Raw genomic sequence first — 23,841 nt, 5'->3', positions numbered from 1 at the left:
CTCACCCCTTCTCTTCGACGCGCAGGTACATCCGGCCTTCGGCCACCTCGATGAGCTGGGTGTCCTTCTCCTGCGTGCGCTGGATGCGCAGGAGCGGCTTCGCGTCCTGGTACAGGTGCTGGATGGAGGTCTCGCTCTGGTCCGTCTTGCCCATCAGCAGGTGGTTGCCCTGCGACTCCTTGGGAAGCCGCGCCCCGGGTCGCCACTCCAGGAAGCGGTCCAGGCGCGCGTCCTGGTATCCCAGTGACACCAGCAACCGCGTCTCCTTGTCCGCCGGGAAGTAGAAGTGCCCGGGCTGCTGGTGCGGTTCGTACGGCACGCGGATCTCCTTGTCCCACAGGGGCAGGCGCACCCGGTACGACTCCACCGACGTCTTCGAGTCCTGGCGCACCTGGTAGGTGCGCTCCTCTTCCTTCCCCTCCTCGCTCACCACCCGTCCCTCGCCGAGGAAGGGCCAGCGCGGCGGGCGGAAGGCCGGGCGGCGGAAGGTCTTGTCCGCGGCCTCCTCCAGCGTGCCCCGGAGCGACAGCTCATAGACGTTGAAGACGCCGTCCGGGTCGTGCGCCGCGTCGTCCTCCACCGCTCTCGCCTCCAGCCGCAGCGCATGCAGCCGGTACTGCTTGCCGTGCGTCGCCAGGCCCTTGCTGCCGTCCGGCCCCAGCGAGTACAGCCCGTTGAGCACCAGCGCCACGCGCGGGTAGCGCGCGAAGATGACGCGCACCTCCGGGCCCTCCAGCTGCTGGCGCGCCGTCTCCAGCGTCACCCGGTCCGTGAGCGTGTCCTCCAGCGTGGAGGTGATGAGCCGCTCGGTGAGGACGCCGGCGATGGAGTCCGCGTTCTCCACCGGCTTGCGCGGCGTGCCCGCGTCCACGTAGCTGTTGAGCACCGACAGCGCGTCGCGCCGGGGCTCCGGGAAGCGCAGGTCCACGCGGTGCAGGTCGTCGCGCGCCAGCTCCAGCGCCTCGCCGCCCTCCGGCTTCGCGTCCGCGAGCGTGTACTTGCCCGTCGCGTAGTCCAGGAACAGGCCCGTGTTCGAGCGCGCCTGCACCCAGTGAACGAAGTCCAGGAAGCTGGCCCCGGAGTCGTCGTCCGCGCCCAGCCCCAGCGTGTGCAGGGGGTGCTTCGTCTCCGCCGCCTTCCACTGGAAGGCCACGTCCAGGCCCTGGGGCGTGTTCGCGACGACGACCTCCTTGAGCGACTGGTCCACCCACACACCCGTGGGGAAGTGGCGGCGCCACAGCATCGCCGCCGGATCCACCAGACGGATGCGGTAGTGCCGCTGCATCACCGGCGCGTCCTTCACGTTCGCGAAGGTGCGCTCCCGCACCTCGCGCGCCTCCACCCGTCCCACGAGCTTCAGCGGCTTCGCCTCCGGATCCGAGCGGCCCTCCGCCTTCGCCCCATACCGGCGCTCCACGCTGAGCGTCGCCGTCAGCGGCTTCGTGTCGGTGAAGGGGGCGAACAACGTGTCCTCGTCGGTGCCTTCGCGGCAGTGCACCCACCACTCCACCAACGCCTCGAAGCCATGGGACCACGCCTTCACCGACAGGCGCTTCAGGCTGCCCGCCGGAATCGTGAAGGCTTTGTCCCCCGCCTTGAGCTCCAGCGTCGTCTTCAGCGGCTCCACGAACTTGAACTTCATGTCCCCTCCTCCGACTCCACGTCCCTGGGCCGCTCGCGAAGCGTGCGCGCGCCCGGCCCGAGCAGCAGATCCATGGGCTCCCGGGTGTCGCGCAGCAGCAGTCGCACCACCAGCCCGGGCGCCCCGCCGCCCGACGCCGGGTCCTCGTCGATCTCCACCACCTCCACGCGAGGCTCGTAGCGCGACAGCGTCTCGCGGATCTCCTCGCTCAAGCCCGCCAGCCGCTCCGCGTCCGAACGGAAGCCCGTCTCCGTGAGGCCGAAGCCCGGCAGCATCGACGCGGCGCCCCGCTTGGCCTGGAGCAGGTGCGAAAGGTTGCGCATCACCGCCTCGCGCGGCGTCTCCGTCAGCCCCAGGAACTTCCGGTGCAGAAAGCCCATGCCCGTGCCTCCCCTACCGCCGCGCCGCGCGGGGCGGCCCCATGGACAGCGCCTTGCGCTCACCGGACGGACGCGCGGCCGCGGCCACCGGCACGGAGGTGTCGCCCAGGTAGATGAGCTGCTGGAGCGGCTGGCCTTCCGCCCCCGGCAGCCGCTCGTAGCCCAGCAGGCCTGGAGGCCCCAGCCGCGCAGACAGCGTGTGCACGCGCACCGTCAGCAGCACTTCCAACTGCATGCGCTCCGGCTCCAGCAGCGGCAGGACGTGGCGGTGGAAGCGGTGGCGCACGAGCGCGGGCCAGTTGCGGCCGCGCATGTCCGCCTCCTCGTCCGCGAACAGCTCCACCTGGAAGCCGCCCACGTCCGCCGCGTACGCGTTGCCCAGGAAGCCGGTGCCGTCCAGCGGCGTGGGCCCGAAGGTGGTCCGCATGCCGGCGAAGCGCGTGCGGAAGGCGCGCCGGGTGCACGTCACGCGCAGCTCCGGGAACAACTGCTGGAACAGCCACTGGAGCGTGGCCGGGGCATTCAGGCCCACCATGCGCTGGTAGAAGCCCTTCGTGCGCTCCCAGTCGCCCACGAGCCCCGTGTCCCGCTCCGGGTGCAGCGCGTCCACCAGCGACGCCAGGAGCCGGTGGTCGAAGAAGCGGATGAAGTCGAGGAACGGCTCCGGCTCCGGAAGCTGCTCGGCCACCTGGAGGAAGTAGCTGGGCAGCAGGCCCGGCGTGCCCAGCAGGCCCAGGTTGAGCGTCACCACCACGCGCCGCACCGGCGCGACATGGAACGTCACCGCCTCCACCAGCGACGCGGACGCGACGGGCTCCGGGTTGCCTTCGAACAGCACCCGCTCCCGCCCGTAGCCCTCCGTCTCCAGGAGGCGCAAGAGCGGCCCCAGGTCGAACGCCTTCGCGCGCGCGCTGATGCGCCGCTCCAGCGGGGACAGCGCGGACAACCGAACCGGCAGGGCGCTCATGGCGGAGGCGGCCTCACTCGCCCGGGCCCACGAACGCGGCCAGGTCCACCTGGTAGAACTGCGACAGCGTGCGCCACTCCACCGACTCCTTGCGCTCCCAGTGCTCCTGGATGTCGCCCACGTGCTTGTTGAGCAGCCCGCCGAAGGTGGAGAACAGCTCCGGCAGATAGCGCCGGGGGTCGAACCCCTCCAGCGTCTGGAGGACGTCGTCGCCCACCAGCGCCGCCTTCTGGAAGTCGCGCCGTTCGATGAGCACCTCGAACGCCTTGAGCTTGTCGCACAGCTCCAACAGGTGCGCCGACCCGCGAAGCTGCAACGGCCCCACCGTGCGCGGGAACGGCGGAGGCGGCGCGGGCGGAGGCGTGGCCTTCGCGCCCCGTCCCTTCGCGGGAGCAGCAGCGGCGGGCGGCGCGGGCGCGGCCACGGGCGGGGGCGTGCGCTCCTGCGTCTCCCGGAGCCACTGGCCCAGGCCCGCGAGCCCCTGCACGCCGGTGCGGAACGCGCTGCCTTCCAGCAGGCCCTGCACGTCCTGGAGCGCGCGCAGCACGTCGCGGCGCTTGCTGTCCGTGAAGCCCTTGGTCCACGCCTCCCACGTCGCGTCCTTCTTGCCGTGGTGGTAGCGCAGCGCGCTCAGGAGCGTCTGGCACAGCCAGGTCAGCGCCTTGTTGAAGAGCACCGCGGGCTTGCCAGCCTTCTCCTGCGAGCCCTCCGGCGGCGCCAGTCCCTTCGCCAGCGCCGCCACCGTGTCCAGCACGTCCGGCAGCCGCGACAGCCCCTCCTCGCGCAGCGTCGCGAAGAGGTAGTAGCCCGACAGCCGCACCTCGTGCGCGCCCTCGCGGTCCAAGGCCTCCACCGCGTCCGCGGCCTCCGAGTACGCCTCCCGCTGCGCCAGGTCCGCCACCGCCAGGAAGCGCGGATCATGCGCCTCCAGACGCTCCGTTGGGGAATCCCCCAGCGGGCGGAGGCACAGGTTCAGGTCTCGCATGGTCTGCCTTTCCACTTCATGATACATGTCTTTCATTGCCAAGGACAGACACACCATGCCCATCCGCAAGCCCGACGTTCTTGAAATCCACTGTGACTGGCGCGCCGGCTTCCAATACCGGCCCGGCTTCCGAGGCTCCCTGGGCTATCTGCTCGACTGGAGCGGCTGCGGCGGATTGAACCTCAAGCGTGACCTGACGTTGTCATCTCCCACCGTGGGCAAGATTGGACCCACGGTGCAGTGCATCGGTCTGATTGAACGGCTGTACATGGACGGCGGACCCGCCGGGCCCATGGACTTCCGCGTCTACGTGGGACGCGGCACGGCGGCCAACGTGCTCAACCACTTCGCCCAACCCCTGGAGAACCTGCGCGTGAAGCTGGCCTGGGCCGTCATCGACTTCGACGAGAGCGGAGACACCTGGTTCGAGGCCGCCCACCTGAAGAGCCCGGACACCGCCGAGGCCCTCATCGACACCGTGCAGGGCGCGCCCCGCCTGTTCCTGGACAACCAGCCCACCACGCTCTCGGAGCAGTTGGACGTGCGCTTCTTCTGCTTCGAATTCCAGGTGGTGCCCGCGCCGAAGAAGAGCACCACGCTGGAGTTCGCCACCAATGCCCAGGAGCGCCGCATCACCAAATGGGGCACCCCCGCATGACGGGCGCGGTGGGGGGAGCAGACCTCCCCCCACCCGGAGCACCGTCAATGACTACTTGGTGCCTTCCTTGAAGCCCCAGCCGTACACGTCATTGGCCGCCGAGTTGTGGCCGTAGTGGAAGTTGCAGAGGTTCTGCTTGTCCGGGATGACCTGGAACGTGAGCTGGCAGAACTTGATGTCGGTGTTGGCACTCACGGCCTCCGGTTCGGAGACCTTGAAGTTCACCTCGCTGCCCTGCTGGTTGAGCCGGCCCACCAGCGCGTTGGCGGTGCCACCCTCATCCCCCAGCGGGTAACACTTCTCGTACCACTTGCCCGCGGCGCTATCCCACTCGCAGATCCAGAACGTGAGCTTCTTCAGCTCCGTGTTGGTGATGCCAGTGAAGTCCGGCTTGTTCTCCGGGGAGATGAGCGCCACGAAGTCGATGGGGTCCAGCTTCCCACCCTCCCAGTGCAGGTGGGTGATGAGGCCCACGCAGCGCACGGCCTTCTTGGCGCCCACGGCCTCCAGTTTGACTTCGCCGTAGGCGGGCTCGCCTTCGAACGGCGTGTAGAAGAGGCTGGTGCTCTTGGGGAAGGAGCCGTCGTCCTTGCCCATGCCCTTGATGTCCAACAGGTAGCCCACCGGAACGTTCTTCTGGGGGCGCTGCTGGATGGTCTGCTGCCATTCACACGAAATGCCAAGCGGTCCATCACCCATGATGTCGGTCCTCCTCTGTTGTGTTGCGTTTTTCTTCAGCCGAGCCGCGCATCCACGCGAAGGTCCACGTTCATGCCTTCGAACTGGATGTGCGGGAGGACGGACAGGTTGCAGTGGTACCAACCCACCTTGCCGGGCACTTCCGCCACGGCGAGGCTGTAGGCCTTGAACGGGTAGTAGCGCAGCGTGAGGTCGTCCGGATTCACCAGCGTGGTGACGTAGCGGGAGATCCACCGCTCAATCTGCTGCTGGATGTACTGGGCCCCCGCCGTGCTGCCGATGTTCTCGCGCATGATGGCCTTCACGTAGTGCGCGATGCGGCTGATGGAATACGTGTAGGCCAGGTTGGTGACGAGCTGGGAGTTCTCCGAGTCCTTCGGGTCCTCGAAGACCGTGGAGCGCTTGAGGGACTGGACGCTGAAGAAGACAGCCTCCGCGGAGCCCTTCTTGTGGATGAGCGGCATGAAGCCGCCGTTGGCCAGTTCCAGCTCGCGGAAGTCCGGGATGGACATCTCCACGGGCAGCTTCATCTCCTCCTCGCCGCGCAGGTGCGTCAGGTGCACGGGCAGGCCCGCCACCAGGCCGCCGCCCCGGGGGCCGCGGATGTGCTGGCACCAGCCGGAGGTTTCGAAGGAGCGGACCAGGTTGCGCGCGAACAGCATGGCCGCGTTGCCCCAGAGGTACTCCTCCTCCTTGTCGCCCTTCACAGCCTCCGTGAAGGCCATGCCGGTGGCCGGATAGGTTTCAGGGTTGTAGGGCGGCCGGACGATGTAGCGCGGCAGCGTGAGCCCCACGTAGGCGGCCTCATCCGTTTCGCGCAGCGCGTTCCAGGCGGAGTACTTGGGGGAGTCCAGCAGGCTGGACACGTCCCGCAGCTGCGCCACCTCCCGCATGCTGTCGCAGCCGAAGAACTTGGGGGCCACGGACGCCACGAACGGCGCGTGGCTGGCCGCGGCGATCTTCCCCATGGTCTTGAGCCACAGCATGTCCTTGGGCGTGTTGGCGAACTCGTACAGGCCCACCAGCGCGCCGTAGGGGGCACCACCGTACTGGTCGTACTCCGCCACGTAGAGCTTCTTGAAGAACTCCGAACCCGCCACGTCGGCCGCGTTCGTCTCCAGGTCGCCGTAGGCCTCCTCCTTGGAGACATCCAGCAGGCTCAGCTCGATGTTGGCCTTGAAGTTGGTGTTCTTCACCAGGTCCGCGAGCGCGGTCCACTGCGCCTCCACCTCCTGGAACTCCGGCGCGTGGAGCACGGCGTTGAGCTGGTCCGCCACCAGGGTGTCGATGGTGCCGACCAGCTCCTGCACGCTCTGCTTGTCGAAGCGGCCCTCGTCCAGGTCCATGTTGTGGACCATGGCGGCGAGGCTGGAGACGAAGCGCTCCTCCGGCGTCGCGTCTTCGGGGACCACCAGCTGGTTCGGCTGGGTGGCGGGGTCGCGCAGCGGGGGCGGGGTGCCCAGCCGCACGCTGTTGAAGAACAGCGGCAGGTCCAGGGTCTGGGTGGCCACGGGGGCGGGAGGGGCTGGAGGGGTCGGGGTCGGCATGGATGAAGGGTCTCGTTCAGGCGGAAGGTCGGAAGGGAGGGCTCGCGCCCGGCATCACGTCGTCGGAGGCGGAGGGTTCGTCGCGGCCAGCTTCGGCAGGCCCAGCGACTTGAACGCGGCCAGCTCCGTCTTCAGCCGCTCCACCGCCTTCGGGTCTTGCGCCAGCTGACGCACGAGCTGGCGGAACTCCTTGCGGTTGTCCAGGTTGCCCTGCAGCTCCAGCAGCAGCTTGCGCAGCGTGAGCAGCGCGTTGATCTTCGGCACCTGGCGCGCCACCTCCACCGGGGTGAAGGACTTGAGCGAATCCAGCTTGAGCTTCACCGGCAGCGTCCCAGGCGCCGAACCGTCCGCGGGATCCGGCCGGTCCACGCGGTTGGGCACGCTGAACTCCAGCGTCATCCCCATGTTCTGGATGACCTGGTTCAGGTTCTTGCCGTCCAGGTTGCGGATCTCCCGCTGATCCAGGTCCTTCTTGCGGTCCACGGAGGTCCCCTTGGAGAAGTCCCCCATCACCAGCAGGCGGAAGGGCAAGGCCTTGTCCGCCCGGGTGCCATTCACCTGGGTGCGGTACGTCAGGGTGATACGTGATCTGGGAATTTCATCGGTGATGGCCATGGTGCCCCCGGGCTGAACGCCGTTTGTAAAAGAATTGATAAACCATAACTTTGCATAAAATCAATACACCCCCTGCGACATGACCTGGCACATAGGGGGAGCGCTCACCTGGGGAGCCAGGAGTGACCCAACCCGGGCGTGTATGCCCATTCAAAACAGGAAGAAACCAGACACGGAGGATCCGCCAGGGTGACTTGACGCCGCCGGCCTCCGACCTGTAGCTTTTTTAAACATTTTCATCCGCGCTGGACGTGGGCCTTCCCCTGAAAGCCCCGTGCGCCGCCAAAGGCTCGCATCCCCTCTTCATGAACCCAGACACCCTCGCTCGCGTCCTCTGGCAGGAAGGGCAGACACTGCTGCCCGAGCACTTCCGCGCCCAGGAGGAATCCCTGTCGACGGAGGCCCGGCTCTACGCGGGTCTCGCGGGCCTGCCGGTGGTGGGCGTGAGCGCGCTGCGTTTCAACGAGGTCCTGCTGACCAAGGGCACCGTGGCGCTGGAGGAGCTGGAGGTCATCATGCCGGGCGGCCACCTGGTGGAGGTGCCGGGCAACGCGGACGTGACGCCCCTGTCGCTGGAGGAAGCGGGCCGCACCCGGGTCACCGTCTATCTGCACCTGCTGGCGGTGCAGGAGGCTCGCGAGGATGTCCCCGCGCCGGGAGAAGAGGCCTCTCCGGTGGTGCGCGCGGTGCGGCAGTTGTGCCTCTCGCTGGATCCGGTGGTGGACGGCGGCGTGAGCCGTCTGGCGTTGGCCGTGTTCACCCGGGAGGCGGAAGGTCCCTGGTTGCTTTCGAGCACGGGCCTGCCGCCGCTGCTGCGGGTGGGGCCGCATCCCTTCCTCGAGCCCCTGTTCGCGCAGCTGGACGGGCTGCTGCAACAGGCGCGCGGGCAGCTGCGCACCTCCCTCCAGGAGGGGCTGGTGCGCGGGGATCGGCTGGCCAGCGCGAGGCGGGCGCTCTGCGAGGTGCGGGGGCTCCAGGTGCTGCGCCAGGACATGCGCAATGGCGTACAGCCTCCGCCCTACCTGCTGATGCAGGCCTTGCGGCGGCTGTATTTCGAAACCTGCTGCTACCTGGAGTCGGAACCGGACGACGAGCTGCCCGCGTACGAGCACGACACGCCGGGGCCGGGCCTGGCGCGGTGGATGGAATTGCTCACGCGCGGGTTCCGGCCTCACGCCAGTCCCCTGTCCTACCGGGCCTTCGACTGCCAGGACGGTCACTTCCGCCTGGGGCCCCTGCCCCGGGAGACGCCGCCGCCCAATGACTTCTACCTGCTGGTGCGCAGGCAGGAGCGGGATCAACCCCGGTCCATGGAGGGCGTGAAGCTGGCCAGCCCCCTGCGGCTACCGGCGGTGCGGCGTCAGGCCTTGAAGGGCGTGCCGTACCGGCGCGTGCCCTACCCGTCCTTTCCCCACGCGTTCGACGCGGACATCGACTGGTACCAACTGACGCACCAGAACGAGGAATGGGAAGCCGCGCAGCGCGAGGACGGGCTCACCTTCTTCGCCACTCCCCCGCTGGAGGGAGCCCAGGTGCTCCTCTACTGGCGCAGGGCGTGAGGCCGCGCCCGGACGCCTGAGGGGGAACGACGCCCATGCCCAAGCTCATCTGCATCATCGAAATGGACAAGGAGAAGGGCCTCATCCTCACCACCGAGGACAAGGAGGGGAAGATCCTCCAGACGGTGACGATGAACGGGGAGTCCATCACCCTGGAGGTGAAGGGCAACGACGCCACGAGCACCGTGGTGCAGAAGCAGGACAGCGTCACCGTCACCTGCAAGTCCTTCGTGCTGAAGGCGGAGACCATCGAGGTCACCTCGTCGAAGACGTCGTCGTGGAAGAGCGACGACACGTTCGCGCTGGAGAGCACCAAGGCCTTCACCCTCACCTCTGGGGACACGCTGACGCAGAAGGCGAAGGCGGACGCGTCGCTCAGCTCCGACACGGCGGTGGCGCTCAAGGCCACGGGGAAGTTCAGCGTGGAGGGCGAACAGGTCGCCGTGGAGGGGAAGACGGGCCCGGTGGCGCTGAAGGCGCCGACCGTGAAGCTGGACGGCGTGAAGGACGTGGTGGTGGCGGCCCCCATGGTGAAGGTGACCGCCGAGGCGCTGCTGGCGCTCAAGACGGACGGGATGGCGGAACTCAAGGGCGGCATGACGACCGTGGGCGGCTCCATGGTGAACGTGGGTTGAGGGGGGCGCGATGAAGCTGGAGCACTGGCAGGTGGTCTTCACGCAGTACCGACAGGCCCAGGCAGTGATGGAGCAGTGGCTGCCCGCGGCCGCGCCCGGCGCCACCGCGACGGGCGTCCTGCTGGGCCGCGAGGGCCTGAAGCTCCTCCAGGAACAACTGGTGGAGGTGGTGGAGCGGCTGCGCGCGGGCCTGGGCGTGCACGCCCGCGACGAGGAGGTGCAGGACGCGCTCAAGCCCTTCACGTACCTGGTGGACGAGCGGGTCCTCCTGCGGCTCGCGGACTCGGAACAGCCCCTGTGGCCCCTCTTGCAGTACCGCCTCTTCGGCGAGGACGGCGGCGGCGAGGCCTTCTACACGCTGGCGGATCAGCGGCTGGATGCGCCGGGCGCGCCCCCGCTGCTCTTCGAGATGCTCCACTTCTGCATCACCGCGGGCTTCGGCGGCCGCTACCTGGGACACACCGCGAAGCTGCGCGAGTACCAGGAGCGGCTGGCGGCGCGCATCGTGACGCCCCCGCCCCCGCCCGCCCCTGGAGAATCCGGTGACGAGGTCGGGCCCCTGCTCTACGCCTTTCCCGGCCGCTACTACGCCGTCGCCGCCAGCTGCGTGCTGGGGCTGCAGGGCGTCCTGTGGTGGGTGACCCGATGATGGCCCCGCCCCCACGTCCTTCGTCCGGAGCCCCGGCGGCGCCCGTCGCGCCGGGCATCGAGTCCGCGCCGAAGGTGCTCCAGGAGATGCAGCGCCTCATCGACGCGCGCTTCGGCACCGGGCGCGCCGGCATGGGGCCCTTTCTGGAAGAGCTTGGACAGGGACTGGCCGCGCTCCTGCCGGGACCGGGGGAAGCACGACTGACGCCGGAGGCGCAGCAGGCCTCGCGCGCGGAGCTCACGAGCACGTTGGACACGCTGGAGGACGTCCTGGAGGCATTTCACCGCTCCGGACGGGCCCGGAACGTCACGGGATGGGGAGAGCGCTGAGCCATGGAGGTGTTCCGCAAACTGACGTCGTTCCTTCCGCCCGCGTGGAAGCCGTGGGTGCTGCTGGCCCTCGCCCTGCTGGCCCTTGGCGTGCCGCTGCTGGTGTGGCTGCGCAAGCGCAAGGCCGCGCCCGCTGAATCCGGCCCCGTGCCCATGGCGCGCAACCGGCTGCGTCAGGTGCGCCAGAAGTTCCTGGCCGGCCTGCCGCTGCGCCATCGCGTGGCGGTGGGTGATCTGCCGGGCGTGGTGGTGATGGGGCCCGCGGGCGCGGGCAAGTCGCGGCTCATCGAGCTGGACATGGACTGGAAGCGGCAGGCGCGGCAGTTCCTGCCCAGCCTCCTCACGGACTCGCTGCTCCAGGTGTACCTGGGCGCGGATGCCGTGGCCCTGGAGGTGTCCGCGCAGCTCCTGGAGGATGAATCCAAGGAGGCGGGCGAGGCCCTGCGCCGGCTGTGGAAGGACAGCTTCGGCCACGGGCAGCAGGCGCTCGCGGTGCTGGTGCTGGACGCGCGCTGGCTGTCGGACACGCCTCCGGACGAGGTCCGCAGGGCGGCGCAGCTCCTGCGCGGCAAGCTCAACCTGCTGGCGGAGGTGCGAGGGGGCGCGCTGGAGACGCGCGTGTGCCTGACGCACCTGGATGAGCGGGAGGGCTACGGGGACTTCGCGCGGCTCTTGCGCGCGCACCACGTGCCGCTGCGCTTCCCCCTGCCGGAGCCCGGCCAGGAGAAGCAGTTGTCCACGCTGCTCAAGTCCCAGGAGCAGTACCTGGCGCTGGGCCTCACGGCCCTGCCGGTGGAGTCCTTCGAGCGGCTGGAGCGCTTCTATTCGGAAGGCCATCAGCCCTTCGAGGCGCTGGCGCGCTTCGTGGCGGCGCTGATGGAGGGCCAGACGCTGGCGTACGCGCCCCGGCTGACGACGGTGTCCCTGTCCTCCGCGGACGCGGACGCCCGAGACCCGGGTGTGTTGTCGGTGTCCACCGAGGCCAGCGCGGCGAGGGCCGTGCGTCAGCGCTACCTGCACACGCACCTGCGCCGCGCGGTGCTGCTGGGGCTCGCGTGCGCGCTGCCGCTGGGGGCGGCCTACGGCCACTTCACGTGGAGGCTGGGGCAGGCCCGGGCGCGGGTGGTGCGCTTCGAAGAGACGGTGCAGCGCATGCGCGACCAGGGCCAGGAGGTGTCCGGGGGCGTGGTGCAGGATCAGGTGCTCGCGGCCGGCCAGTCGCTGGACGTGCTGTGGCGGGCGATGGGGACCTGGCCGCTGTTGCGCTACAGCTTCACCGACGCGCGCGAGGATCTGCGTCAGCGCCTGGCCCGGGGCATCCGGGAGGCGCACGTGCGGCCCGCGTTGGAGAAGTGCCACCGCCAGCCGGAGACGTGCCGGCCCGAACAGGTCATCTACCTGCTGGCCACGCTGCATGGCTCGCGCGAGGAGGCGCTGGGGCAGCTGGTGCTCGCGAGCCTGAAGTCCCGTCCCACGTGGAGCTTCATCCCGGAGGCCAGCCAGCCGCCGTCCGCCGGGGAGGCCGCCTCGTTGGATGAGGGGCGCTCGTGGGTGTCGGCGGTGGGACTGAGCGAGTCGCTGGTGGCGGACTACGTGCTGATGAGCGACCCACCCTGGAAGGCGCCGGAGACGCCGGAGTCGGACTGGGCGCGCTGGCCCTTCCCGGAGCCGCTCACGCTGGAGTCGCAGCTCTCGCCGTGGCAGTCGCACCTGAAGCGGTTGCAGGACCTGTTGCAGAACCGGTCCGTGGAGCCGCAGGTGCTGGAGCGGCTGGACGCGGACCTGGAGGCGATGCAGGACGAGCGGCGGAGGCTGCAGGCGCTCCTGGACGACAGCGCGCGCTTCAGCAGCCTGCCACGCGCGCTGGAGCTCCTGGCCGCCTCCGAGGCGCGGGTGGACACCAGCCGCTTTCGGGGCATCCCCTCCACGCTGAAGACGGTGGCGTGGATGAACGACCACCGCGAGGTGCTCTCCAACATCCTGCGCATGGAGGAAGAGGCCTACCTGGGCGTGAAGGCGGTGCAGAAGCTGAGCGTGGCGGAGCTGCTGGTGCGCGACGGCCTGTGGCTGCCGGGCAGCGGGCCAGCGGTGCTCCAGGCGACGGTGCTGCAGAGCACCTTCGAGTTCCGTCCCAAGGACGGCTCCAGGCTCCTGCATCAGGCGCTGCTGCGCTACCACGAGAAGACGGGGCGCATGCCCTTCGGCACGGTGGTGCCGGGCGACGACGCGCTCGCCTCTCGCGGGGGCGTGGGGCTGGCCGCGGACCGGCTGGAGTTCGACACGCGGCTGCGCCCGCTGGTGGATGAGTTCACCCAGCGCATCAAGGGCTCCGGCCTGTCGGTGGAGGAGGCGTCCCAGCGCCAGGAGCACGTGCGCCGCAAGGTGAACCAGTTCGCGCACCAGTACAGGAACCGCCTGTTCCAGCGCGTGTCGACCTACCGCTTCCAGGCGGTGGTGCCCGCGCTCCTGACGGAGGAGCTGTCGCGCCTCACCCAGCCCTCCTCGGAGCTGGTGGACATGCTGCGCGACGTGTCCCAGGGCGTGGCGTTGGAGCCGCTGGACGGGCCCTTCTACGAATCGCTGCGCAACGCGGTGGCGCCGTTCAAGCCCATCGCCACAGTGATGAAACCGGATGACAGCGGCAACTATGTGGCGCTCAACCCATACCGCGCGCTGGTGGCCCAGTTGGCGGACGAACTGAACGCGGTGCCCCGCCAGAGCGTGGTGCCCGCGGAGGCGACCGCGTCCCTCACCGGGGCCGTGGCGGGCGCGCCGCCTGCGCCCAACGGGGCCGCGCGGCTGCCGGAGCTGCTGACGCCGCTGGGCCGCCTGGCCTTCGCGATGATGCTGGAGGACGACACGTCGTACCTGCACAAGGTGGACGCGTGGTTGGATCAGCAGGGGCTGATTGGTGAGCTGCGCCAGCCCTTCCGCCAGCCGTTCCTGGCGGTCAAGGAGCTGGGGCAGCGGGAGATTGAACGGACGCTGGAGCGGCAGTGGGCGGATGCGTCCGGGCGGCTCTTGCGTCCGCTGCTGGGGCGCTATCCCTTCGCGCCGGACGCGGCGCAGGAAGTGGAGCCGGGGGACCTGGAGATCTTGCGCCGGCAGGACGGCGCGTTCTGGGACTTCGTCACGCGGGTGCTGTCGCCGGTGTGCGAGGAGCGCGGCACGGAGTGGGTGCCACGCGGCGCGCTCCAGTCGCGGCTCACGCTGCCGCCGGGGATGCTGCCCACGTTGGGTCGGCTGTCACGGCTGGCCCGCGTGCTGTGGGACAACGAAGGAAGGCCCCGGCCGTTGTTGTTGCAGGTGATGCCGCTGCCGCTGCCGAAGGCGCCCACGCCGGGCAGCTTCGTGACGCTGGGCTCGCTCAAGTGCGGCAAGACGACCTTCCTGGCCTACAACCAGAGTCCGTCGTGGCAGGAGTTCCCGCTGGCGTGGTGGGACCAGCAGACGGCGTCGCTGATGCTGGAGGTGCGCGCGCCCGCGGATCAGTCGGTGCAGTACGCGTCGCTGGAGAAGTCCCGTTCGGCGTGGAGCTGCTTCCGGCTGCTGGAGTCGTCACAGGCCACGGGAGAGCAGCAGCACCGGCAGTGGTCGCTGCGAGCACGTGGCGGAGCGTCCATGGATGGGGTGATGGAGCTGCGCTTTGGCATCAAGGGTGAACCCTGGACTCCGTTCCGCGAGGTGCCGCGATGAGACTGCTGGCGAGATGCATTCCGGCGGCGCTGTGCCTGCTGACCGGATGTCAGGCGAGCACGCTCCATTTGAGTGTGAAGGCGCCGTCGGGCACCAACCAGGGCCGTCCGCTCTACATGCTGGTGCGCAAGGTGGATCCGAAGCAGTTCGCCATCGAGTCCTATGGCGAGGTCTCCGCGCGCGTCTTCCAACCGGACGCGGACGTGTTGCTGTCCGCGCTCATCTACCCGGGCACGCTCCAGCGCATGAAGGTGCCGCTGCCGGACGGAGCCCCGGTGGCGGTGTCCTTCCTGTTCACCGCGCCGGACGGCACCTGGCAGCAATTCGTCAACGCGCCCGCGCCCGGTTCGTTGGACATCGAGCTGCTCGAAGGGCGCATCCGCACCGGCACGCAGCCCGCGGAGCCACGCGAACCCGGGGGCGATGACGCCTCGAAGCCCCCCGAACCTCCCGCCGCCCCAGCGGCCCCCACTCCTCCCGCGGCCAAGGCCCCGGCCCTTACCGCAGGCAAATGAGGTCGTTCCATGCACCGCATCCTCCTTCTCCTCACGGCCTCGATATGCCTGCTCACCGCCTGTGGTCCCGATGGGGACGAAGCGGAATCACTTCAATCCCAGAGGGCCCGCCTCTCGGACGGTGGGGATGCCGACGCGGGTGACGCGGACGCGGGCGACGCGGGCGACGCCGATGCGGGTTCGGCGGATGCAGGTGACGCCGATGCCGGTGCGGCGGACGCGGATGCAGGGACCGGCGTGGATGCCGGTACGGCGGATGCGGGCGCCATCGACGCGGGCTCCGGGGGCGACGCGGGTGCGGCGGATGCAGGCGCCGTCGACGCGGGCTCCGGGGGCGATGCCGGTTCCGCCGACGCGGGTGCCATCGATGCGGGTTCAACCGACGCGGGTTCCGGAGGCGATGCCGGTTCCACGGACGCGGGTGCCACGGATGCAGGTGCCTCCGACGCGGGTTCCGGAAGCGATGCCGGTTCCGCCGACGCGGGTCCGAAGGACGCCGGCACCATCGTGGATGCCGGTTCGGGCGACGCGGGTTCCGGAGGCGACGCCGGTTCCACCGACGCGGGTGCCATTGATGCGGGTGCCAGCGTGGATGCCGGTTCGGGCGACGCGGGTACCGCCGACGCGGGCACGCAGGACGCAGGGGTGGTGGTGGTGCAGGACTTCCCGCTGAACCTGTCGGACTCCTCCATCGACTTCGGCTCCGAGTCGTCATGCGCGACGAGCACGGACGCGGTGGTGCTGCGCAACCCGTCCACGAAGGTGCGCAAGGTGCACCACGCGGCGATCACCGGAGGCTTCACCTTCGTGGGCCTGTACGACGCGGCGGGCATCGCCTGCGCCCTGCCCTGCACCGTGCCGCCCATGCCGCTGGGCAGCCCCCAACGGATGGACGTCCGCGTGGCGCTCACGCCCCGGCAGCCCGGCAACTTCCACGGCACGCTGACGCTCTACACGGATGATCCGGACGCGCAATCGCTCACGTTGACGCTCGACGGTCGGGGCACCGGCTCGCTGCTCGTGCTCGGGCAGTCCTCCCTGACGTTCAGCGCCCAGCCGATGGGCACGACGACGACGCAGCAGCTCACGGTGCTCAACCTGGGCAACGAAGCGTTCTCCCAGGTGCCGTCCGCCACCGCGCCCTTCAGCGTGCCCAACACCGCGCTGAACATCCCCGCCGGCGGTTCGAGGACGCTCAACGTGTCGTTCACGCCCACCACGCGCGGCACCTTCACGGGTGCGCTCACCCTGGCGAACAGCTCCACGTGCCCCACCCCGCCCTTTGCCTGGCTCAACGGCGAAGGACTGTCCCCCGCGAAGCTCGTCCTGAGCCGCGACACGCTGTCCTTCCCCCAGACCGCCGTGGACACGGACAGCGCCTCGCAGGAGGTCACGGTCCGCAATGGCGGCGACACGCTGCTCCAGGTGACCGCCCTGGCCCTGGCCACGAACTCCCCGTTCCGGGTGGACCCTTCCGCGAGCTTCAACCTCGCGGCCGGAGAGACCCACCGCCTGACGGTGAAGTTCCACCCGTCGCAGCCGGGCTCCGCGTCGGAGACCCTGCTCTTCAACAGCAACGACACGACCGTACCCTCGCCCCGGCTGTTTCTGGCTGGCAGCACCACGCCGGGCACGAACTGCATCGAGGTGTCGCCCCGGTCGTTCGACTTCGCGCAGCAGGAGTCGGGGGACGCCGCGAGCGAGCTGCGTCGGGTGACGGTCACCAACACGGGCACCAACGCGTTGACGGTGACGCCCACGCTGACGGGCAGCGGCTTCACGTTGAATCCCACCACGCCGTTCACGCTGGCGCCGGGCTCGGCTGGCCGCGAGCTGCTGATCACCTTCGACCCCGGTCTCAACGAGAGCGGGGCCCTGAACGGACTCATCACCTTCGGCTCGTCCCCCTCCACGACCTGTCCGTCCGATGTCGCCCTGAGCGGGACGGCGCGCAAGACGTCGCTGACGGTCAGCCCGTCGTCGCTGCCCTTCGGAGACACCATCGTGGGCGCGGCGGCCCCCACGCGTCAGGTGACACTCACCAACCCCACGAACTGGCCCGTCACGGTGTCCCCGGTGCCGCCGGAGTCCCTGGCGCCCTATACGCTCACGGGCATCCCCGCCTCGGGGCTGATCATCGCGGCGCGCAGCAGCGCCATCCTGACGGTGACGTTCGCCGCGAGCTCCTGGGGCGAGGCCTTCCCGCGCACGCTCGCGTTCCAGACCAACGCGACCCTGCCGGTCGCCTCGGTGGCCATCACCGGCCGGGCGCTGGCGCCGGAGCTGACGCTGGCGAGCAACACGCTGGTGTTCCCGAACGTGGCGCCCGGCAGCGAAACCTCCTCCGACATGTTGGTGACCAACACCGGCAACCAGGCCCTGTTCCTGTCGAAGGTCATGCCCGACAGCGACGCGCACTTCCAGGTCATCGAATTCCTGCCCCAGACGGTGCAGCCCACCCAGTCCACCACGGTGAAGGTCCTCTTCCGTCCCACGGACGTGGGGTCCCTGGAGACGCGGCTGCGCTTCTTCACCACCGATAACGTCGCCCTGGCGCGCACGCTCATCGTCAAGGGCACCTCCACGGGCCCCATCGCCATCTTCGGGCTGAACGACGCCATCGACTTCGGCTCACGGCAGGTGGATCAGGTCCACGTGAACAACCTGCTCACGCTGCGCAACCTCATCCAGGCCTCGGAGGGCCTCAAGGTCACCGCGGTGCGCGTCCTGCCGGGTGGCTCCGCGTTCTCCGTGGATGCCATCAACTCCGCCGAGCCCGTCATCGCCCCCGGCGAGGAGCGCGCCCTGCCCTTCCGCGTCACCTTCAGCCCGACCACAGTGGGCAAGCAGCACCAGGACACGCTGGAGATCGTCTACCAGGGCGTGGTCACGGGCGTCACCGCGACCCGTCGCTTCGTCCTGACGGGTCGGGGCGCGGACGCGCTGATGACGGCCCCCACGGAGGCGCTCGACTTCCCCGCCACGCTGCCGGGCGCCAGCAGCCAGCGCATCCTCACCATCACCAACGCGGGCCAGGTGCCCATCGACCTGTTGAGCGTGCGCACCAACCCGGACGCGTACTTCCGTTCGAGCGTGGATCAGTGGCCCGACACCATCATCCCAGTGGGAGGCACACGCCGCATCGTCCTCACCTTCAACCCGACGGCCACCGGCTTCGAATCCTCGCAGTTGGAGATCCGCCTGAAGAAGTCCCCGACGGTCGTCGCCCTCTCCCGCGAGCTGTCCGGCGTGGGCGCGTTCGCGAAGCTGGAGCTGAGCAACAACCAGATCATCTTCGGCGAGGTGCCCCGGCTGGGCACCGACACCCGGTCCATCACGCTGCGCAACTCCGGTTCCGCCACGCTCACGGTGAACAACGTGACGACCAGCGGGCCCTTCACGGCCAGGCTGAATGGCGGAGTGTTCCCGCTCAACCTCACGAAGGACGCCACGGCCCAGTTGGATGTCACCTTCCGTCCGGAGGACGCGGGAGACGTGACGGCCACGCTCCACGTGCTGAGCAACTCCGACCAGACCACGGACCTGTCGCTGTTCGCCTCGGGCCGGGGAACCGTGCCGCTGTTGGTGTTGCCCGGTGGCTCCAGTCCCAAGTTCGCGCCCCAGGCCCTGGGCATCGAGGGTCCGCGTCAGCCGCTGGTCGTGAAGAACGATGGGCGGGCACCGCTGGTGGTCTACTCCGCCACGGTCCCCGGGGACTTCTGCCTGCGTCCGGATGACGGGACGCAGACCGAAGGCTGCCCGTCCTTCCTGCCGGGCTTCACGGTGCCGCCCGGCGAGGTGCACACCTTCCTCGTGTCGGCGAAGCCCTCCGCGCGGGGACCCATCACCAGCGTCCTGACCATTGTCAGCAACGCGGTGACCACCCCGAACACGGTGCAACTGGTGGTGGAAGGAGTGGGCAGTGTGTCGCTGCCGTCCAGCGCGGTCGTCTTCGGTCCGGTGAACTTCGGTTCGCACGCGGACCAGGTGGTGACGGTGACGAACACGGGCATCACGGCCGCGCAGGTGTCGCTCGACTTCGCGGCCGGAAGTCCGTGGCGCTCGGAGTTCTCCGCGCTGGGGCTGCCGCTGGTGGTGCCCGCGGGAGGCAGTGCGCCGCTCACCCTGCGCTTCCAGCCGCAGGGGGCGACGGGAGGGTTGCGGACGCTGACGGCGACGCTGAGCGTGGGGGGCACTGCCGCCCAGGCTCCACTGACGCTCACGCTGCAGGGCACGGCCACGTCGGCGCGGTTGGATGTGACACGGCGGGACGACGTGGCCTTCGATGGAGCGTTGGACTTCGGCGGGACGCGGGTGAACACGTCGTCGGAGTTCATCGGCTTGCGGCTGACGCATGCGGCATCGAGTGGGTCGGACGCGGGCACTGACGGAGGGGGCGACACGGGAGCGGGCCTGCTCACGGTGCAGGACATCACGCTGGACGGGGAGGACGCGAAGTCCTTCGTCCTCCAGAAGCCCACGATGCCCGTCAAGCTGGTGCCGGGAGGCAGCATGGAGCTGTCGCTCCAGTTCCATCCGGATGCCCAGCGGCGCTTCAACGCGGTGCTGCGCATCACCTCGGACGACAGTCAGGCGAGCACGATGCTGGTGACGCTGGGAGGACGGGGGCGGACGAACCAGCTCAGCCTGTCCACGCCCACGCTGGAGTTCGGCGCGCGGGTGGCCGAGTCCTCGTCGGCGGCGACGCGTTCCATGCGCATCACCAATGAGTCGCTCCAGCCGTTGCAGGTGCAGGGCCTGGAGATCATCGGGGTGGCGGAGAACTCGGAGCCGTCGCACTTCACCGTGGAGGGAGCGCCCGCGCTGCCCTTCACCCTGGCGGCGCAGGAGTCCAAGGAGCTGTTCATCAAGTTCGTGCCCCGTCCGGACGTCACGTCCAAGGCGGCGCTGGCGGTGGTGACGAATGATCTGGAGTCTCCAGTGGCGCAGGTGACGCTGTCGGGTCGAGGCCTGTCCACGGTATTCCGTGCGCTCAGCCGCACGCTGGACTTCGGGACGGTGCGGCAGGCGGAGACGGTGACGACGAAGGTGTCGCTCACCAACGACAGCACGCAGGAGCTGGTGCTGCTCCAGCCGAAGGTGGAAGGGCCCCAGGCCACGAACTTCGTGGTGGTGTCGCCCACGATTGGAGCGGAAGGGCGCGCGTTGCCGCCGGGGGATTCGCTGACGCTGGAGATTAAATACGACACGTCCCAGGTGGCGTCCTCGAAGGCCACGTTGGTGCTGGGGACGAAGGACCAGGAGCGCGCGGCGCTGGTTTCGATCTCGGGCGTGACGGTGGCCAGCTTCCTGACGCTGGAGCCGATGGAGTTGGACCTGGGCTGGGTGGACATCGGCGCCACCAGCGCGCCGCGCACGGTGACACTCACCAACCAGTCCGCGTCGCCCGCGAGGCTGAGCGTGGTGGAGAACACCAACCCCGCGTTCGAGATCGACGCCAGTGCACTGGACGCGGAGCTGGCGCCCGGAGCGCAGGCGACGGTGAGCATCCTCTTTCACCCGCAGGTGGGAGGCCCCGCGGAGGGGACGCTCCGGCTGCGTCTGAGGGGAGAGACGAACGCGGAGGCTGCGCTCACGCTGAAGGGCCAGGCACGGACCCTTGGAGGCACGGGCGGAGGCTGCTCCTGCGGCACCAGTGGCGAAGGGGGCGCGGCGATGGCGCTGCTGCTCCTGCTGGGTTGGGCGCTGAGCCGTCAGGCGCGGCGTCCACAGATGTGAGGCTGAACCACTTCCACCAACACAGCGTCACCCAGCGGGGGGCAGCATGGACTTCACGGAGCTCAAGATCGCCAGGGGCACGGGCCAGTTCCATGTGAACCAGTTCCGGATCCACTTCAGCATCCCAGGAGTGCTGAGCGAACCGCTGAAGCAGACACCCTTGCTGGTGGGTGAGTTCATCAAGGACTTCCCCAGGTTCTTCAACGGCCTGGGGAAGCGCCTGACGGAGAACCGGGCCGCCGTGGCCTGGTCTACGCGTCAGTTCGAAGGCAAGAAGACACTCCGGTTCCTGCTCGACTTCAAATCCGAGAAGCTGGGCATCAACCTGCCGGATGTGCACAGCGACTGGGTTTCCGTCATCTGGCAGAGCGCGAACAAGGGCTTCGCCGCGCAGACGCTCAAGCGCAACTTCGTGGAGAACGCGGACTACCTGACGGCGGCATTGCCACCTCCGCTGGGGCCCATCTTCACGCAGATGAACAGCTATCACTTCCTCGCGGGGCGTCGGTCCTGGGTCTTCGGTGTCCTGGGGCCGGACATGCCGGGCTGGAGGCCCGGGGGCATCACCGTGGGGAAGGTGGAAGGAGGCCGGTTCACGGCCTACGGCGGGAGCACCCTGCCCGTCTTCTACCTGGAGTCCTCGGCAGTGGAGCGCTACTCGTCGCTCATGTATGCGTTGATGGAGAAGGACCCCGGTATCTTCATCGACATCCGCAAAGCGATTGTCGACATCTGGAGCATCCTTCTCGCGAACTACGTACAGGCCAAGAGCTTCCGACTGAACGTCGGGCATCCCAAGAGCTACGCGGAAGATGATGGCGCGGGCCTCTGGAGCAGCCAGGCATCACTGCGCGGGGTCTATCACCGTGAAGCGGTGTTCATGACGCCCCGGGAGCTTTACGCCAGGAAGTGGGTCCAGCACCTGCTCGCGCTCCACCCGGGACTCAAGAGCCAGCCGCTGTCGGAGAGCGAGTTCAAAGGCTTTGGTGGGGGCAAATTTGGTGGAGCGGGGGCCGGAGGAAGCTGGTGATCAATTCACCCTCTCGCCACTCACGCCATGGAATCAGCGCAATTGATTGTGATTGAAAACACGAATCCATCAATCGAACCCGACGACGACATCCAGGAATCAGAATCGGCGCTGCGGTTACAAGCGCGCTGTTCAACGTCTTCACCCACTGATGGACGCCCTTCGCGTATGGCGCCCTGGAGGCGCAAGACCATCAAATAGCCAACCGTCTCCTGGAATGGGGACCCAGGCAGATCTCCAACCGCGCAGAGGGACAGACTTGCAGTAATAAAAGATGGAGACCGCGGTGACCTATAGGCTCGCAAGTTCGCTCAATCAGCTGCGAAATGAGTTGAACCTGTGCGCGCCCTCACGCAGCAAGTCGAGCGATGGCTGGATTGGCGATGCCGCTCACGCGTCTCGTGAAAGTGATCACAATCCCTGGGTGAAGGACGCGGGCACGGGGATCGTCACCGCGTGTGACTTCACGCACGACCCCGCCCATGGCGCGGATATGAACGACTTCGTGGCGCACTTGGTCAGGCGCCGCGATCTCCGCATCAAGTACATCATCTGGAACCAGCGGATCTGGCGTTCCTATAAGAGCAAATCTGACGCGCCTTCATGGGCCTCACAGGCGTACAGCGGGAAGAATCGCCACACGAAGCACGCGCATGTCTCGGTGAGCGCGAAGAAGGAGCTGTACGATTCGACCGCCTCCTGGGGCATCACGCGGATGTGGAAAGACTCGGACACAGGGAGTGTTGTCGCCCCCCTTCGGTCCCGGAGCGAGCCCTCATCTGCCATCCGCCCTGTCGCGCCGTCGGAATTCCAGGCCTATCGCGACAGAATCCCTCTAGGGACGCGAACAGTGCATGTGGGCCTCGCGGGCAACGATGTCAGATGGATACAGGCGAAGTTGGGAGTCCGCGCGGATGGTCTCTTTGGACCCATCACGGATGACGCCGTCCGGGAGTGGCAGCGCGCGCATGGCTTTGTGGCGGACGGGATCGTGGGGCGCCTGACCTGGAGGTCGCTCCTGGGCCCAGCCTGGAGTGCGGTCGGCTCGGCGATGGCCTCGTCCTCTGTGACAACCGAGGCAAAGCCTCTCTCGGTGGGGAGCGCGGTTGCCAGGCATTCCATGAGCCTCGGGGAGCACCAGGGCACGTCGAAAGCATCCCTGACCTCGTTCAAGGGGGCGGGCCGCGAGGGAACCATTCAGGCCATCAAGGAAGAGTGCATCCGACAGGGCGTGAAACTGCCAGCCCAAATCGCCTACGTTCTCGCCACGGTGCAACACGAAACAGGCGACACCTTCAAACCCGTCAGGGAAGCCAACTACCTGCGCGAGAAGGCCGAGGCGTACCGCAAGAAACTGCGCTACTACCCCTACTACGGGCGCGGCTACGTGCAACTCACCTGGAGGGACAACTACAAGAAGTACGGCGACATGCTCGGTCTGGATCTGGTCCACCAACCCGACCTGGTCCTGAAACCGGAGGTGTCGCTCTTCGTCTTGGTGCATGGCATGAAGACAGGCGCATACACCTCGAAAAAGCTGGCGGATTACATCACCGCATCCCAAGTTGAATTCGCCAAAGCACGCGCCATTGTCAATGGCAAGGACCGGGCGGAACTCATCGCGGGTTATGCAAGGGCGTGGCTGAAGTCCATCAAACTCAGATGATCACGTTGCAGTCGTGGGTGTACCGGCGTCGGCGGTCCGCGACGACGCGCGGTGAGCCGGTGCGACTGTTGCCAACCAACTATCTCAAAAGCCGATCTGCTCTTATCCGAAGGAGTCTCCTGAACCAGAGGAGCGCGCAGGCGAATTGGGCAAGTCCGAGGTAGTAACGGGCCTGCTTGTTGTATTTGAGAGAGTTAATGTCGAGCCCCTACTCTTCGAACTCCACGCACGCCCACTTCACGTGCGTCTTGCTGATCTCAATGGGATTGCACGAGAGCGGCCAGGGACAGGAGTCATGCCTGGCGTTGAAGGTACAGCGCGGCGTGCACTGAGCCCTCCCACGCAAGGAGCCGCAGACGAACCGGGAATCACAGTCCGCATTGCTGGTGCATGAGGGGCCGCGATAGCACCCCTGCCCCACTGCACCGATGACCAGGATGAGCAGCAGCCCCAGGACGTTTCTTCTGGGGCGACGCGTGTCCTCAAGCCTCTGCGGCATTCGCATGGATTCCGTCAGGTCGACCTCCCTG

The 23,841-nt window shown here is 68.4% G+C and carries 17 protein-coding genes; 10 read left to right on the top strand and 7 right to left on the bottom strand.

Annotated features, from left to right (window positions below; all coding sequences use genetic code 11):
* Position 1: 1 nt before the first annotated feature.
* Genes OV208_RS11980 through OV208_RS11965 form a run of 4 tightly spaced genes read right to left on the bottom strand, consistent with a single transcriptional unit; the run spans position 2 to position 3,974 of the window.
* A complete protein-coding gene (locus OV208_RS11980) occupies positions 2-1,642 on the bottom strand; it encodes a hypothetical protein (protein WP_267573963.1) in 1,641 nt (546 codons plus the stop codon).
* Entirely contained in the window at positions 1,639-2,022 is a 384-nt protein-coding gene (locus OV208_RS11975) for a GPW/gp25 family protein (RefSeq protein ID WP_120543361.1), read from the bottom strand. Before OV208_RS11975 ends, OV208_RS11980 begins: the two co-directional genes overlap by 4 nt.
* 13 nt (positions 2,023-2,035) lie before the next feature.
* On the bottom strand, positions 2,036-2,989 hold the full coding sequence (locus tag OV208_RS11970) for a hypothetical protein (RefSeq protein WP_267573962.1): 954 nt from the start codon (positions 2,987-2,989) through the stop codon (positions 2,036-2,038).
* A 13-nt stretch (positions 2,990-3,002) separates the two neighbouring features.
* Positions 3,003-3,974, bottom strand: a complete 972-nt coding sequence (locus OV208_RS11965) for a type VI secretion system protein IglI family protein (RefSeq protein WP_267573961.1) — start codon at positions 3,972-3,974, stop codon at positions 3,003-3,005.
* A gap of 55 nt (positions 3,975-4,029) precedes the next feature.
* On the opposite strand from OV208_RS11965, the gene OV208_RS11960 reads away from it, so the two are divergent.
* Positions 4,030-4,632 carry a hypothetical protein gene (locus OV208_RS11960; RefSeq protein ID WP_267573960.1) on the top strand — a complete coding sequence of 201 codons (603 nt, stop codon included), beginning with the start codon at positions 4,030-4,032 and terminating at the stop codon, positions 4,630-4,632.
* A 51-nt stretch (positions 4,633-4,683) separates the two neighbouring features.
* Here the strand turns inward: OV208_RS11960 and OV208_RS11955 are convergent, their stop codons facing one another.
* From OV208_RS11955 to tssB, 3 genes are read right to left on the bottom strand one after another with little or no spacing between them, the layout of a single operon-like run.
* Entirely contained in the window at positions 4,684-5,331 is a 648-nt protein-coding gene (locus OV208_RS11955; protein ID WP_120543365.1) for a hypothetical protein, read from the bottom strand.
* Positions 5,332-5,366: 35 nt separating this feature from the next.
* Complete coding sequence (gene tssC / locus OV208_RS11950; RefSeq protein ID WP_267573959.1) at positions 5,367-6,878, bottom strand: type VI secretion system contractile sheath large subunit; 1,512 nt, start codon at positions 6,876-6,878, stop codon at positions 5,367-5,369.
* A gap of 54 nt (positions 6,879-6,932) precedes the next feature.
* Positions 6,933-7,493: a type VI secretion system contractile sheath small subunit gene (gene tssB, locus OV208_RS11945; RefSeq protein ID WP_120545748.1), complete on the bottom strand. Its 561-nt coding sequence runs from the start codon at positions 7,491-7,493 to the stop codon at positions 6,933-6,935.
* A gap of 305 nt (positions 7,494-7,798) precedes the next feature.
* On the opposite strand from tssB, the gene tssK reads away from it, so the two are divergent.
* From tssK to OV208_RS11900, 9 genes are all read left to right on the top strand, one after another.
* Positions 7,799-9,052, top strand: coding sequence for a type VI secretion system baseplate subunit TssK (tssK, locus tag OV208_RS11940; protein ID WP_267573958.1), 1,254 nt, complete (start codon positions 7,799-7,801; stop codon positions 9,050-9,052).
* A 35-nt stretch (positions 9,053-9,087) separates the two neighbouring features.
* Complete coding sequence (locus OV208_RS11935) at positions 9,088-9,687, top strand: hypothetical protein (protein WP_267573957.1); 600 nt, start codon at positions 9,088-9,090, stop codon at positions 9,685-9,687.
* 10 nt (positions 9,688-9,697) lie between these two features.
* Positions 9,698-10,336 (top strand): DotU family type IV/VI secretion system protein, encoded by a 639-nt coding sequence (locus OV208_RS11930; protein WP_267573956.1) that lies wholly within the window; start codon positions 9,698-9,700, stop codon positions 10,334-10,336.
* The gene (locus OV208_RS11925) at positions 10,333-10,665 is read left to right on the top strand and encodes a hypothetical protein (RefSeq protein WP_267573955.1); all 333 of its coding nucleotides are present in this window, start codon (positions 10,333-10,335) and stop codon (positions 10,663-10,665) included. The genes OV208_RS11930 and OV208_RS11925 overlap by 4 nt, the downstream gene beginning before the upstream one ends.
* A gap of 3 nt (positions 10,666-10,668) precedes the next feature.
* Positions 10,669-14,361, top strand: coding sequence for a type VI secretion IcmF C-terminal domain-containing protein (locus tag OV208_RS11920; RefSeq protein WP_267573954.1), 3,693 nt, complete (start codon positions 10,669-10,671; stop codon positions 14,359-14,361).
* Complete coding sequence (locus OV208_RS11915; protein ID WP_267573953.1) at positions 14,358-14,876, top strand: hypothetical protein; 519 nt, start codon at positions 14,358-14,360, stop codon at positions 14,874-14,876. Before OV208_RS11920 ends, OV208_RS11915 begins: the two co-directional genes overlap by 4 nt.
* A 9-nt stretch (positions 14,877-14,885) precedes the next feature.
* On the top strand, positions 14,886-20,615 hold the full coding sequence (locus OV208_RS11910) for a choice-of-anchor D domain-containing protein (protein WP_267573952.1): 5,730 nt from the start codon (positions 14,886-14,888) through the stop codon (positions 20,613-20,615).
* A gap of 46 nt (positions 20,616-20,661) precedes the next feature.
* On the top strand, positions 20,662-21,645 hold the full coding sequence (locus tag OV208_RS11905) for a hypothetical protein (protein WP_267573951.1): 984 nt from the start codon (positions 20,662-20,664) through the stop codon (positions 21,643-21,645).
* 274 nt (positions 21,646-21,919) lie between these two features.
* The gene (locus OV208_RS11900) at positions 21,920-23,311 is read left to right on the top strand and encodes a peptidoglycan-binding protein (protein ID WP_267573950.1); all 1,392 of its coding nucleotides are present in this window, start codon (positions 21,920-21,922) and stop codon (positions 23,309-23,311) included.
* The last annotated feature ends 530 nt before the right edge of the window (positions 23,312-23,841 follow it).

This window comes from Corallococcus sp. bb12-1, from assembly GCF_026626765.1.
Taxonomy (GTDB): Bacteria; Myxococcota; Myxococcia; order Myxococcales; family Myxococcaceae; genus Corallococcus; species Corallococcus terminator.
Note: the sequence above shows the minus strand (reverse complement) of the source record. Positions and strands in the feature narration are given on the sequence as shown.